Genomic DNA, 14,032 nt, shown 5'->3' on the forward strand with positions numbered 1-14,032 from the left:
TCGTAGTGCGCGTCTTCGGGGACTGTCACGCGAGCCGCGCAGTGGCCGGGCAAGTTTGGAAAGCGCTTACCGGACCCGGGAGGATGGTCCTGGACGGCCGTGGCGGGCGCGGTGGCGTCGCCGCGCTTCCATTGCCGGTAGCTGCCGCCGGCGCGGGGTGTGATCAAGCGCCGTGGTCACGGGCTGGTGCAGGTGAGAGTCGGCGTGGAGGCGGCGCCGGTGGCGGTGAACCCGAACGTGGCTGACGCCCCGGCGGCCAGCGATCCGTTGTAGGAGGCATTCTTGACCGTCACCGCTGATCCGCTGGTGGTGAGGTTGCCGCTCCACAGCTGGGTAATGGCTTGCCCGCCGCTCAGCGCCCACGTCACGGTCCAGCCGCTGACGGGCGAGCTGCCCGCGGTCACCGTCACCAGGCCCTGGAACCCGCCGGGCCAGGAGTTCTGAGGCTGATACACCGCCTGGCACGCCCCGGCCGGCGGCGGAGGCGTCGTCGTCGTCGACGTCGGTCCACCACCCGGCGGCACGTACGGGCACTTGGAACGGTAGATGGAGATCTGGGACGGGTCCGGCAGCGTCGGGCACAGGAACTGCTCGTACCGGTTGTCGCTGTCCACGAAGACCTTCAGCCACGGGATGGCCAGCTTCATCATGACGTTGTTCGGGCTCGTGTAGAACCCGTGTCCGGCCCCCGCGATCTGGGCGAACGCGCTCTGCGTGGCAGCGGGCATCGTCGCGTACAGGCCGCTGAGGTACGACGGCGTGACGGTTGAGTCGTTCTGTCCGCCGAGGATCAAGGTCGGGACCTTGTCGCCGGCCATGTTCTGCGACGGGGAGAACGGCGCCAGCCCGATGCCGGCCCGCAGCGAGGGCTGGTGCTCGACCGCGTAGACCACGCCGCCACCGCCCATCGAGTGCCCCATCACCGACAGCCGGTTCGGGTCCACCTCGCCGCGCACCGGACTGGCGGTGGTCAGCCAGTTCAGCGCCGCCAGCGCCTCCTGGCCGCGCGCGGTGTCGAAGTCGTTGGGACTGTTGGTCTCCATGCACAACACCACGAACCCGAACGACGACAGCCACGGCCCCATCCACGCCTCCTCGGGCGCGGGCTGGTTGACGCACCGCGCGGTGTACCCGGGGATGATCACCAACGCGCCCCAGGTGCCCTGGCTGGTGTCGGTCGGATAGTAGATCTCCCCGCCGTTGAAGCCGTTGCCCGGCGCCACGCCCTGCTGCGCGGTGGCGAACGGGCCCCGGGACGCCTCGATCATCGCCAGCGTCGGGTCGGGGCCGCGCTGCGTGCTGTGCGGCGTGACCGCCGTCGGCGCGGGCTGGGCCGACACCGGACCGACCGCGAGCATCGCGGCGATCATCGTGACCACGGCCGCGATTGCGGCGACCGCGAGCCCGATCAGCCGCGGCGGCCGCGCACCGGACGGCATTCGACCGCCGGACATTGCGTCTTCGTGTTCTCGCATTGCCTCGCCATCTCCTTGATGTGCGCCCCACGCGCCGGATGTGTTAGCCGAGGGTCCAACGTTGGTTGGATCCGCCGTTGCAGGTCCACAGTTCGACCAGGGCGCCGTTGGCCGTCGAGGCCCCGGTCACGTCGAGGCATAGTCCGGACTGGACGCCGGTGACGGAGCCGTTGGCGTTGACGTTCCATTGCTGGTTCGCCCCGCCGCCGCACGGCCGGATCACGGCCTTCGTGCCGGCCGTGGTCTGGCTGTTGTTGGCGTCCAGACACATCTGGCCGCTGCCGGAGTACACGGTCAGCCGGCCCGACGAGGTGTGGGTCCACTGCTGGTTCGTCCCACCGTTGCAGTCTCGGATGTCCAGCTGCGTGCCGGCCGTGGTCGACTGGTTCGGCACGTCCAGGCACTTGCCCGCGCCGACCGCGTGCAGCGGACCGGACGTGCCGCCGCCGGGGCCGCCGCCCAGAGACGCCAGGTGCGCCTTGTAGGCGGCGCCGTAGTTGGTCGGCGTGCCGTTGTAGTCGGTGATCAGAGTGGGTCCGCTTGAGCAGCTGCCGGACCAGTTGTTCCAGGTCCACGCCAGGTAGCTGGTGTGCTGCGAGTCCAACCACGACATCAGCGGGTTGATGTAGGCGCCGGCGCAGTCGCTCTCGCCGATCTCGCCCGCGACGAGCGGCACCTTGGCGATGACCGGGGCGATCTGGCTGTTCCAACAGGACTGGTTGGCGCAGGCGTTGAAGTTGTACGAGTGCCAGGAGGCGACCAGGTTGTGGTCCGGGTCGGTGGGCTCGTAGGCCAGCCACTGGGTCAGGTCGTTGGAGTACTCCTCGCCGCCAAGCATCAACACGTTGGACGCGTCGGTGGCACGCACCGCGTTGACCATGCCCTGCATGCCTGCGACCTGGTAGCCGATGCCGTTGCAGGTGCCGCCGTTCTTCCAACACTGCCAGCCGCTCGTGGTGTTGCCGGTGGCGCGCGACGCGTAGGGCTCGTTGAACAGGTCGAACACGACCGCGTTGTCGCCCTTGAAGGTGCTGGCCACCGAAGTCCAGAACGGGATGGCCTGCGCGGCGTCCGGCATCGGCTTCTGACAGGTGGCCTGTGCTGAGGAGCAGCTGGCGGAGTTGCCGGTGTAGGTGCCGTCGGTCCAGTGCAGATCCAGGATCGCCACCAGGCCGTTCGAGTTCAGCAGATTGACATAGGCCTTGATGGCGTTGATGTAGTTGACGCCGGCGTACGCGGAGCTCACATATGACTCGCCGTTCCAGCACGCCTCGTTCAGCGGCACGCGCACCGCGTTGACCGCCGCGCCCCAGCTCTTGATCGCGTTGACCGACGCCTGGTCGTTCGGCCCGTCGAAGATGCCTTTGCCCTGGACACAAGCAAACTCGGCGCCGGAGCGGTCCATGCCGTGCAGGACCACCCGGCCGCCGCTGGAGTCCACCAGGTGGTTGCCCGACACGTGCAGCTGCGGCGCGGCCGGCGCCGCGTGGGCGCCGGGCGCGGCGATCAGGCACGCGGCCAAGGCCGCGGCCAGGATGGCCGCCTTGGCGCTACGGCGAGGCAGTGGGAGCCTCATCGTCCTCCTTCCCACAGGATTACCAACGTCCAACCGGACTGGGGTTTCGCCATTCGCCGCGGGCGCCATGATGACCACGCACGCGGGCGCCACGGTTCGATTCACACGGCGGTGAAGCCGTTCATGATTGCGGTCGGCTCATGAGTGGCGGAGTTCCAGGCGCCGTTGCCGTAGCCGACCTCGGGTTCCCAGTACAGCAGTCCCTGTCCGCCGTCGTTCTTGAGCGCGGTCAGGTACGCCTTGAGCGTGGCTTCCGTGCTGCTCACCTTGCTGACCGGCCCGCCGAACTCGACCTGCATGTACGGCTTGCCGTACGCGTTCGAGATCGACTTCATGTTGGCCACGATGCTCGGCGCGAGGCTGGCGCTGCCGTAGGAGGAGAATCCGTTCATGTCCCACTTGCCGCCGTGCCCGCTGAAGCCGCTGTAGAAGGTCGTCATGGAGGGGTACTTCTGCGGCTGCGCCAGGTGGATCATGACCAGGGCTTTGGGGAAGACCTGCTTGACCTCGTCGTGTGCGGCGTTGAGCAGCCCGGTCATCTGCGCCGGGTTCGTCACGCTGCCCACCGGGTGGCAGATGCCCGAGTTGATCTCGTTGCCGATCTGCACCCAGGTCGGGGTCACCCCGGCGTTCTTGATCACCGTCATGCTGCTGTTCACGTAGCTCTTCATCGCGCTGAGCATCTGGCTGTAGGACATGTTCTTCCACGCCGCCGGCGGATTCTGCACGCCGACCGAGTTCCACGTGTCACCGAAGTGGTAGTCGATGTTCACCGCCATCCCTGCGTTCTTCGCGCGCACCGCCATCGCGGCGGTCTCGGCGATGCCGCAGTGCCCGCCGGCCGGGTTGACCCAGGTGCGCAAGCGGATCGCGGACAACCCATAGCCCTTGAGGATCGTGAAGATGTCCTGGCGCACCCCACTGGCATTGCGCCAGTAGGTGCCCTGGGACTCCAACTGCGGCACCCAGCTGATGTCCGCGCCCTTGTAGAACGTGGTCGCCGCCGCGGCGGGCTGTGCTGCGGCGAGCTGGCCGACCGCCAGCGCGGCGGCGCCGACCGCGGTGGCCTGAAGGAAAGCGCGCCTGCCGATCAGTTGTTCGCTCATCGTTGTTCCTTTCGTGGTGCGCGTCTCCGGGGAAAGCGCGCGAGTCGCGCAGTGACCGGACGCGAGCTGGAAAGCGCTTACCTGGTTCAGGGAGATGGAAGCCCGCATCGAAGATCAGTTCAAGGGGCGACGCGTTCCGGTCGAGAACCGGCGAGGTCACCCGGGACATTCACCTGAAAATTTCAGTGTGCCGCCGCGGGCGGGCGATGCCGACGACCGTCGCACCGGCGGCGTCAGCAGCACCGGGATGCCGCCGCGGTCACGCACACGGGTTGACCATCGTCGTACCGTTGCCGCGGAGGGCGGTCTCCGTGGTGTCCTTGTCGTTGTGCCCGAACCACATACCGCTCCGCTGTGAAACCGTCATGAGCGGATGCCGCGATCCGACGGTGCCCCAGCGCAGGAAGGTTGTCCAATCCTGGGAGCGTCCACAATGGACAAATTCACCGCGCCGCCGGGCGGCTCCCCCGGCAGCGTCCTCACTCCCCTCCCGACTCGGCATGGAGGCATGCTCGTGACTTCCATCCTTCGACGTCGCACCGGCGTGCTGTTGCTGGCCGCCCTGGTGCTGGCCATGATCACCGCCTTCGCCCCGGACGCCCCGGCGGCGACCTATCCGAACCCTGAGACGATCAGCGGCGCCACCTACGCGCACGACCCGTCCATGATCAGGACCGCTTCCGGCCGCTACTACCTGTTCTACACCGGCGGCGGCATCCGGATCAGCACCTCCACGGACCGGGTGCACTGGACCGCCACCGGGCAGGCGCTGCCCGGTGGTGCGACCTGGGCCACCGCGTACAAGGGCTGGAAGGACCTGTGGGCGCCGGACGTCTCCTTCCACAACGGCGTGTACTGGCTCTACTACGCCGTCTCCTCCTTCGGCTCCAACCACTCCGCCATCGGCCTGGCCACCAGCACCACCGCCGCACCCGGCTCATGGACCGATCACGGTCTGGTCTACTCCTCGCAGAGCAGCGGCGACTACAACGCGATCGACCCAGCGCTGACGGTGGACGCGGCCGGGCGCTGGTGGCTGTCGTTCGGGTCGTTCTGGTCCGGCATCAAGATGATCCAGCTCGACCCGGCCACCGGAAAGCAGCCGGCGAGCAACACCACCCGCTACGGCATCGCCCAGCGGCCCAGCCCCGACGCGATCGAGGGGGCCTACGTCTACCCGCACGGCGGCTACTACTACCTGTTCACCTCGTTCGACTACTGCTGCCGCGGCACCAACAGCACCTATCGGATCATGGTCGCCCGCGCCACCAGCCCCACCGGCCCGTACGTGGACGAGAACGGCGTGAGCGCGACTTCCGGCGGCGGCACCCAGATCCTCGGCACCCACGGCTACGTGATCGGCCCCGGCGGGCAGACCGTGCTGCACGACAACGACGGCGATGTGCTCGTCTACCACTACTACAACGGAAATCAGGGTGGCACCGCCCAACTCGGGCTCAACCACCTGTCCTGGAGTGCCAACGGCTGGCCCACCGTCGTGAGCTGAGCCGGGTCGTCGAGCACGACGTCGTCCGGACACCCCGAGGGCGTGCGAACCACCGCTGGCGTGCCAGCGGTGGTTCGGCGACGTGGACGGTCACTGCTGTTGGCCGAGCTGATTCGCGCACCGCAGCACCGTCGGGTCGAGCAGCCGCGCCGGATCGAGTTCGGCGGAAGTCCGCACCAGGAAAGAAGTTTTCTCGCCCGGCAGCAAGGTCGTCAGCATGTCGCTGACCTCCGCGTCCCCGGCCACCCGGTCGGCGAGCACCGCGAGATCTCGCAACAGGGTCTCGGCGGTGACGGTGAGCAGGTAGCCGGTGGGCGCCGGCACGGCCTCCACATCGAACCGCGGCGCCGGCAACGACAGCAGCCGGTCGGGCCGGTAGAACCAGGTCGCCCGGACGTCGGCGGCGTCGGCGTCGGCGACCAGCAGCTCGGACTCCGGGCGCTGGGCGTCGACCAGGCCCGCCGGCAACACCGTGGTCACGGTTTGCCTTGCCGCGGCGTCGAAATCAACCCGAAGATCATCGAGCACGACGCCGTCGAAGGACATCCGCCGCACGTGCACGCTCGCGGTCCAGTCGCGGTCGCTGTCGTTGACGGCGACCAACGCCAGATCGGCCCCGCGCGGCTGCACGGTCAGCAGCCGGTCGGCGTAGGCGTTGCGTAAGGCGTACCAGGCCGGCTTGCGACCGCCGTCGCCGTCGATCACCGCCCAGGACGTCACCGGCCAGCAGTCGTTGAGCTGCCACACAATCGTGCCGGCGCACCGCGGTGCCCACGACCGGAAGTGCTCGATCCCCACGGTCAGCGCCCGCGCCTGGTTCAGCTGTGTCGCCCAGTGCCAGTCCTCGACCGTGAGCGGCGGCGGGAAGTGCTCCGCCAGCCTCGTTTCGAGCTTGTCGGCGCCGTCCTCCGCCTTCTGGTGCGCCAGCATGTGCGGCGAACGCGGAGTCAACGGTTCGTCATGCACCGCTCGCACCAGGGTCGACCATCTTGGCGGCCCCTGGAAGCCGAACTCGGCGGCGAACCGGGGGATGTGGTCGCGGTAGGCCAGATAGTCACGGTGGTTCCAGACGTCCCAGATATGCATGCTGCCGTGGTCGGGATCGTCGGGGTCCACGTCGGGGGACATCGACCAGGGACTGTGCGGCGTGTAGGGCCGGGTCGGGTCCAGTTCGGACAGCAACTTGGGCAGCAGGTCGAGGTAGTAGCCGACGCCCCAGCTGAGCTCGCCGAGCCGCTGCTGCCAGCCCCAGTTGTGGTAGCCGGACGCGCACTCGTTGCCGCCGTTCCACACCGCGAGACTGGGATGCGGGCACAGTCGGGTGATTGCCTCCCGCGCCTCGGCCGCGACCTCGTCGTAGAGCGGCTGTTCCTCGGGATACGCGGCGCACGCGAACAGGAAGTCCTGCCACACCAACAATCCCATCCGGTCACACAGGCCGTAGAAGTCCTCGCTCTCGTAGATCCCGCCGCCCCACACCCGGACGAGGTTGACGCCCGCGTCGCACGCCTGCGTCAGCCGGTCGCGGTAGCGGTGCTCGTCGACCCGGTGCGGGAAACAGTCGTCGGGGATCCAGTTGACACCGCGGGCGAAAATCGGCTTCCCGTTGACCACCAGGGTGAACGAGGTGCCGAGCTCGTCGGGCTCGCTGCGCACCTCGACCGTGCGGAAGCCGATCTCTCCCGCCCAGGTGTCGATCACGCCCTGCGCGCCGATCAGCTCGACCCGAACCGGGTAGAGCGGCTGCGCGCCGTGACCACGTGGCCACCACAGCCGCGGATTGTCCACCGCGACCTCGACGACGGTGCTGTGCACCCCCTCAGGGAGCGTGCTCTGCGACACTGTGTCGCCGACCTGCACCGCCACAAGCAGGTGATCGTCCACTGTGGCCCCTGAGCGCCGCACGTCCAGATGCACGGCGACACCTGCGTTCTCCACCGAGGCCAGCGGACGCACCGCCGCCAGCCGGGCCGTCGACCAGGACTCCAGGGCGATCGGCCGCCAGATGCCGGCCGTCACCAGCTCCGGCCCCCAGTCCCAGCCGAAGTTGCAGGCCATCTTGCGCAGGTAGTTGTACGGGAAGCGGTTGACGTGCGGCCGGTCACCGAGTTCCGCCCGCGCCTTCTCGACGTGATCGAGTGCGGACGCGAACGTCACGATCAGCGTGTTGACACCGACCCGCAGCAGCTCCCGCACCTCGAACCGGTAGGTGCGGTGCATGTTGTGGGTTTCACCGACGATCGTGCCGTTCAGTTCGATCGTGGCGATGGTGTCCAGTCCCTCGCATACGAGGTCGACATGGTCGTGGCCGTCGGGTTCCCAGTCGAACACGGTCGCGTAGCACCAGTCGGTGCGGCCGATCCAGGCCAGGTCCGCCTCGTTGCCGTCCAGGTAGGGATCGGGAATCCGCCCGGCGGCCAACAGATCGGTGTGCACGCAGCCGGGAACGGCGGCGTCGATGACCGGTCCCCCGGATGCGGGACGCAGTGTCCATCCTTGCGACAGGGGTTTCCTCACCCGGATGTTTCTACGGTGATTAACCGGTTAAGTCAACGCTCCGTTCGGGGTGGCCCGGTGCTGCCCCGGACGACCAACGTCGGCTGCGCGGCGGCCTGGTCCTCGACCGCCTCGCCGTCCAGCAGCCGCAGCAGCATGGACACCGCCAGCTCGCCGTAGTCCACCACCGGCCTGCGCAGCGCGCTCAACGCCGGTCGGACCAGCCGGCACAGCACCGAAATCGTCCCAAGCCACCAGGGAGAGGTCGCCGGGCACCGACAGGCCCAACTCCTGGGCGACGCCGAGCGCGGCCGTGGCCATCACGTCGTTGTCGAACACCAGCGCGGTCGGCGGGCGCTCAGCCACCAGCGCACGCCGGACCGCGCTGGCGCCGCCCTCGTCGGAGTAGTCGGTGTGCACGGTCCGCGACTCGGTCATTCCCAGCCGGGCAGTGGCCGCGGCGAACGCCTGCGCGCGAACGCTGGTGTGCACGAACTCCGCCGGGCCGGCGACGTGCACCACCCGTCGGTGCCCCAGCGCGGCGAGGTAGTCGAGCACCTCGGTCATGCCGGCGGCGTCGTCGGTCCAGGCACACGGCAGGTCGGCGCGGCCCAGTGGACCGCCGATCACCACCGCCGGCAAGCCGAGCCCGGTGACGAGGTCCAGCCTGGCGTCCTCCACGCGCAGGTCGACCAGCAGCACGCCGTCGACTCGACGCTCGGCGTGCCAGCGCCGGTAGATGTCCAACTCGACGGCCTGATGGGAGGACACCTGCATGAGCAGCGAGGTCTGCCCCTCGCCGAGGCCGTTCTGGATGCCCGCCATCAGCCGCATGAAGAAGGGCTCCACGCCCAGCACCTCGGCGGGCCGGTCGACGACGACGCCGATGGCGCCCGCCTTGCCGTCCGACAGCGCCCTGGCCGCACTGCTGGGCGCCCAGCCCAACTGCCGGGCGATGGCCGCGATGCGCCGCCTGGTCTCGTCGGAGACGCCGGGCCGGCCGTTGAGCGCGTAGGAGACCGCCACCTTGGAGACTCCGGCCTCCCTGGCGATGTCCGCGATGGTAGGACGTCTCACCAAGATTGCCTCCGAACGCGCTGAACCGGTTAGGCCGAGCTTAGCAATCAAGGCCGCGACGCAGCCGCCACCAGGAACGATGCCGATCCGACCCGACGCCTCTCATGGCAGCGGACTGTACCGGTTAACAGCACTTCAGCGACGGGCCTCAACCATTGACGCTTAACCGGTTCCGTGTTTGGCTTGCCAGCTCATGGGAGGGGTTGCCATGGACGCCAGGGCACACACGCCTTTCCCCGCTGGACGCCGCGGCGGCGCCAGCGGCACCGGCCTCGCCACCGGGTCCCCTGCCGCCGCTCGACCGAACGGTTTCGTCACCGCCCATCTGCTCTGCGAGGACGCCGAGGCGATGGCCGGCAGCTAGCCACCCGCACGGAAGCCGGAGCCAGGAGAGGATCAACGATGTTCCCACAGGCACGTCGTGGCCACGCACGCGCAGCCGTCGTCGCAGTGGTCGCGGTCGCCGCGCTCGCCACCGGATGCGCGAGCGGCAAGAGCGCCGCCGACACCGGCACGCTCGTCGTCTACACCGGACAGGCCGGCGACTACCAGGTCAACTTCAACCCGTTCTCGCCGAGCCCGATCGAGGGCCCCGGCACGATCTTCGAGCCGCTGTTCTACTTCAACCAGGTGCGAACCGACCCGCCCAAGCCCCTGCTCGGCACCGCGTACAGCTGGAACGCCGACGGCACCCAGCTGTCGATCACGTTGCGCGACAACGCCACCTGGACCGACGGCCAGAAATTCACCGCCGACGACGTGGTGTTCACCCTGGACATGGTCGCGGCCAACAAGTCCATCAACGCCACCGGCTACGACGGACAGGCCAAGGCGGTCGACCCCGCCCACGTCGTGATCACGTTCCCCGAGCCGGCCTACATGCAGGGGCCGCAGGTGCTCGGCCGGCTGTACATCGTGCCGCAACATCTGTGGAAGGACGTCAAGGACCCGGCCACCGACGTGGTGGCCAAACCGGTGGGCACCGGTGCGTACGAGCTCGCGGAGTTCAAGCCGCAGGCCTTCACGCTCAAGGCCAACCCGCACTACTGGGGCGGCGAGCCCGCCGTGAAGCAGCTGCGCTACCTGGCGCTGTCGGGCAACCAGTCCGGCGCCGACGCGCTGGCGGCCGGTCAGATCGACTGGCAGACCGGGCCGGTGCCCGACATCAAGAACGTGGCCAAGAACTATCCCGGCTACCAGGCGATCACCGTGCCGATGAACCAGATGGCGCTGTTCACCTGCGCCAACGCCCAGCTGGGCTGCACCGGCCCGCAGACCGATCCGGCCGTGCGCCAGGCGATCTACTACGCGATCAACCGCAAGCAGCTCAACTCACTCGCCTTCGAGGACACCGCGAGCCCCATCTCCCCCGGCTTCGCGCTGGCCGGCCGCGACGACAAGCTGATTTCGGGCAAGCTGCGGAACAAGCTGGCGCCGGACGCGCCGGACACCGCCAAGGCCGAGCAGCTGCTCCAGCAGGCCGGCTACCGCAAGGGCGCCGACGGCGGGTACGCCAAGGACGGCACGCCGCTGACGCTGACCGTGCAGGTGGTGTCCGGCTGGACCGACTACATCACCGCGGTGAACACGATGGCCCAGCAGCTGCAGAAGGTCGGCATCAAGCTGACCGCCCAGCAGGAGTCCTGGAACCAGTGGTCCGACTCGCGCGGCCGGGGCCAGTTCCAGCTGCTGATCGACTCGCTCTACCAGGGCCCGGCCGCCGACCCGTACTACCTCTGGAACTACTTCTTCGACAGCGCCAACACCGCACCGGTCGGCCAGACCGCCAACCCCGACTTCGCCCGGTTCTCCGACCCCGACGTGGACAAGGCGCTGGCCGAGCTGCGCAAGACGCAGACCGGCGACACGGCCGCCCGGCAGCCGTACTACGACACCATCCAGTCCCACATCGAGGACCAGCTGCCCTACATCCCCATCCTGACCGGCGGCACCACCAGCGAGTACAACGCGAAGAAGTTCACCGGCTGGCCGAGCAAGGACAACCTGTACGCCTTCCCAGCGGTATGGGGACGGCCGGACGCGGCGCAGGTCTTCACCGCGCTCAAGCCCACCGGGCAGTGACATGGCGTACTACGCGCGCAAGATCGGCTTCTACGTGGTCGCGCTCTGGGCGGCGGTCACGCTGAACTTCCTCATCCCCAGGCTGATGCCCGGCAATCCGGTGGACACCCTGATGGCGAAGCTGGCGCAGCGGGGCGGCGCCGTCGATCCGTCGGTGCGCCGGGCCTACGCGCTGATGCTCGGCACGAACGACGGCCAGTCGCTGCCCCAGCAGTACTTCGGCTATCTCGGCAACCTGCTGCACGGGGAGTTCGGCATCTCGGTCAGCGAGTTCCCGGCCAAGGTGTCCGACGTGATCATGCAGTCGCTGCCGTGGACCGTCGTCCTGGTCGGCGTGGCGACGGTCATCTCGTTCGTGCTCGGGGTCGGGCTGGGTGCGGTGGTCGGTTGGAAGCGTGGCAGCTGGCTGGACACCCTGGTGCCGGCGACCACCGTGCTGGCCGCGGTGCCGTACTTCTGGCTGGCGCTGATCCTGGTGGCGCTGTTCGCGTCGGCACTCGGCTGGTTCCCCCTCAACGGCGGCTACGACGTCACGCTCACGCCCGGCTTCGATGCCGACTTCCTGTCCTCGGCCGTCTACCACGCGGCGCTGCCGGCGCTGACGATCGTGATCTCCTCGGTCGGCGGCTGGCTGCTGGGCATGCGGAACATGATGGTGTCGGCCGGTTCGGAGGACTACGTGCTGACCGCCCAGGCCAAGGGGCTGCGCGACGCCAGGGTGATGATCCGCTACGCCGCCCGCAACGCCGTGCTGCCCTCGGTCGCCGGGTTCGCGATCTCGCTGGGCTTCGTGGTGTCCGGGTCCATCGTCACCGAGCAGGTCTTCTCCTATCCGGGCATCGGATCCAAGCTGCTGCAGGCCGTCCAGAACAACGACTACGCGCTGATGCAGGGGGTCTTCCTGGTGATCACGGTCGCCGTGCTGGGCGCCAACCTCGTCGTCGACCTGCTCTACGGCCTGCTCGACGCCCGTACCCGCGTGAGCCACTGAGGAGAGTGCCGTGAACCTGCTGCTCCCCCGCTGGTCCGCCAAGCTCGGTGTCGGTTTGGGCCTGGTGCTCGCGATCGCGCTGTTCGGACTCGTCGCCCCGCTGTTCGCCGGCGACCCCGACGCCATCCGCGACATCGGCATGACCCCGCCCGGTGGCGGGCATCTGCTCGGCACGACGCAGACGGGCCAGGACGTGTTCGCCCAGCTGGCCGCCGCCACCCGCGGCTCACTGCAGATCGGTCTGTTGGTCGGGCTGATGGCCACGCTGCTGTCCGGCGCCTTCGGCATCGTCGGCGGTTACGTCGGCAGCGTCGTCGACGAACTGTTCTCCTTGTTCACCAACGTGATGCTGGTGATCCCGGGCCTGCCGCTGGTGATCGTGATCGCCGGTTTCGTGCCGCCCGAACAGCGTGGCTCGTGGACGATCGCCATCGTGCTCGCGGTCACCGGCTGGGCGGCGTCGGCCCGCGTGCTGCGGGCGCAGACGCTCTCGCTGCGCAACCGGGACTACGTGGCGGCGGCCAAGGTCGCCGACGAGAAGACCTGGCGGATCGTCGTCGTGGAGATCCTGCCGAACCTGGCGCCGTTGCTGGCCTCGCAGTTCGTGTTCTCGGTGCTGCTGGCGATCCTGAGCGAGGCGGGCCTGTCCTTCGTCGGACTGGGTTCGTCGAACGCCTCGACACTGGGCACGATGCTGTACTACGCGCAGAACGGCTTCGCGCTGCAACGCGGCGCGTGGTGGTGGTTCGTGCCGCCCGGGCTGCTGATCGCGCTGTTCGGCTGCGGTCTGTCGCTGATCAACTTCAGCATCGACGAGATCATCAATCCCCGGCTGCGCTCGGCCGCGGCCCGATCCGGCGCCACCAGGATCGAGCCCGACGCGCCGGCCGTGCGCCCAGCCCCGGACGCCGTCCTGACCGTTCGGGACCTGACCGTGGTCTACGGCACGCACGCGGCCGCCGTCCGCAATGTCTCCATGACGCTGCGCCGCGGCGAGATCCTCGGCCTGGCCGGCGAATCCGGCTGCGGCAAGACGACGCTGGCCTATGCGGTCAACCGCCTGCACCGCCCGCCGGCCGAGGTCGCCTCCGGCTCCGTGCTGTTCCACGACCGAGACGGCGCGACCGTCGACGTGCTGCGGCTGTCACCGGAGCAGCTGCGAGCGTTCCGCTGGACCAAGCTGTCCATGGTGTTCCAGGGCGCGATGAACTCGCTGAATCCAGTGACCCCGGTCGGCCGCCAGCTCGACGACGTGCTGCGCACCCACCGCCCGCGGTTGCGCCGCGAAGAACGCCGCGCCCGCTGCGTCGAGGTGCTGCGTCTGGTCGGCATCGACCCCGAGCGACTCGGCTCGTACGCGCACGAGCTGTCCGGCGGCATGCGCCAGCGGGTGATGATCGCGATGGCGCTGCTGCTCGACCCGCAGGTGATGATCATGGACGAGCCGACAACAGCCCTGGACGTCGTGGTGCAGCGGGAGATCCTGCGCCAGCTCCTGCGGTTCCGCGACGAGTTGGGCTTCGCGGTCCTGCTCATCACCCACGACCTGCCGCTGCTGCTGGAGATCAGCGACCACATCGCGGTGATGCGAGACGGTGAGATCGTCGAGTACGGCGCCGCCGACGATATCCGCACGGCCGCACGGCACCCGTACAGCCAGCAGCTGCTGCGTTCGTTTCCCAGCCTCACCGAATCGGCGGTCGGAGGAGTGCAGTGACCACG

General features: G+C 68.8%; 10 protein-coding genes and 1 pseudogene. 5 read left to right on the forward strand and 6 right to left on the reverse strand.

All coding sequences use genetic code 11. The features are described from left to right. Positions 1–176: 176 nt before the first annotated feature. The 3 genes from KUTG_RS02030 to KUTG_RS02040 all read right to left on the reverse strand — a co-directional run bounded on the left by KUTG_RS02030 (position 177) and on the right by KUTG_RS02040 (position 4,157). A complete protein-coding gene (locus tag KUTG_RS02030; protein ID WP_198046968.1) occupies positions 177–1,475 on the reverse strand; it encodes a poly(ethylene terephthalate) hydrolase family protein in 1,299 nt (432 codons plus the stop codon). Positions 1,476–1,518: 43 nt separating this feature from the next. Then, entirely contained in the window at positions 1,519–3,051 is a 1,533-nt protein-coding gene (locus KUTG_RS62995; RefSeq protein ID WP_063753469.1) for a ricin-type beta-trefoil lectin domain protein, read from the reverse strand. A 101-nt stretch (positions 3,052–3,152) separates the two neighbouring features. After that, positions 3,153–4,157 (reverse strand): glycosyl hydrolase 53 family protein, encoded by a 1,005-nt coding sequence (locus KUTG_RS02040; RefSeq protein ID WP_043714469.1) that lies wholly within the window; start codon positions 4,155–4,157, stop codon positions 3,153–3,155. Positions 4,158–4,665: 508 nt separating this feature from the next. On the opposite strand from KUTG_RS02040, the gene KUTG_RS02045 reads away from it, so the two are divergent. Further along, positions 4,666–5,664: an arabinan endo-1,5-alpha-L-arabinosidase gene (locus KUTG_RS02045; protein WP_043714471.1), complete on the forward strand. Its 999-nt coding sequence runs from the start codon at positions 4,666–4,668 to the stop codon at positions 5,662–5,664. Positions 5,665–5,754: 90 nt separating this feature from the next. Here the strand turns inward: KUTG_RS02045 and KUTG_RS02050 are convergent, their stop codons facing one another. From KUTG_RS02050 to KUTG_RS02055, 3 genes and pseudogenes are all read right to left on the reverse strand, one after another. After that, complete coding sequence (locus KUTG_RS02050) at positions 5,755–8,181, reverse strand: glycoside hydrolase family 2 protein (protein WP_043714473.1); 2,427 nt, start codon at positions 8,179–8,181, stop codon at positions 5,755–5,757. Positions 8,182–8,213: 32 nt separating this feature from the next. Further along, positions 8,214–8,396 (reverse strand): substrate-binding domain-containing protein, encoded by a 183-nt coding sequence (locus KUTG_RS65050; RefSeq protein ID WP_369794617.1) that lies wholly within the window; start codon positions 8,394–8,396, stop codon positions 8,214–8,216. A 55-nt stretch (positions 8,397–8,451) separates the two neighbouring features. Beyond that, a pseudogene (locus KUTG_RS02055) lies at positions 8,452–9,237 on the reverse strand (LacI family DNA-binding transcriptional regulator); the annotation flags it as partial. Positions 9,238–9,445: 208 nt separating this feature from the next. On the opposite strand from KUTG_RS02055, the gene KUTG_RS57870 reads away from it, so the two are divergent. From KUTG_RS57870 to KUTG_RS02070, 4 genes are read left to right on the forward strand one after another with little or no spacing between them, the layout of a single operon-like run. After that, complete coding sequence (locus KUTG_RS57870) at positions 9,446–9,601, forward strand: hypothetical protein (protein WP_157494249.1); 156 nt, start codon at positions 9,446–9,448, stop codon at positions 9,599–9,601. Positions 9,602–9,639: 38 nt separating this feature from the next. Continuing rightward, on the forward strand, positions 9,640–11,319 hold the full coding sequence (locus KUTG_RS02060) for an ABC transporter substrate-binding protein (protein WP_052393754.1): 1,680 nt from the start codon (positions 9,640–9,642) through the stop codon (positions 11,317–11,319). A gap of 1 nt (position 11,320) precedes the next feature. After that, positions 11,321–12,310, forward strand: coding sequence for an ABC transporter permease (locus KUTG_RS02065; RefSeq protein ID WP_043714478.1), 990 nt, complete (start codon positions 11,321–11,323; stop codon positions 12,308–12,310). Positions 12,311–12,320: 10 nt separating this feature from the next. Then, positions 12,321–14,027, forward strand: a complete 1,707-nt coding sequence (locus KUTG_RS02070) for a dipeptide/oligopeptide/nickel ABC transporter permease/ATP-binding protein (protein ID WP_052393757.1) — start codon at positions 12,321–12,323, stop codon at positions 14,025–14,027. The last annotated feature ends 5 nt before the right edge of the window (positions 14,028–14,032 follow it).

The organism is Kutzneria sp. 744, assembly GCF_000568255.1.
Lineage (GTDB): Bacteria > Actinomycetota > Actinomycetes > Mycobacteriales > Pseudonocardiaceae > Kutzneria.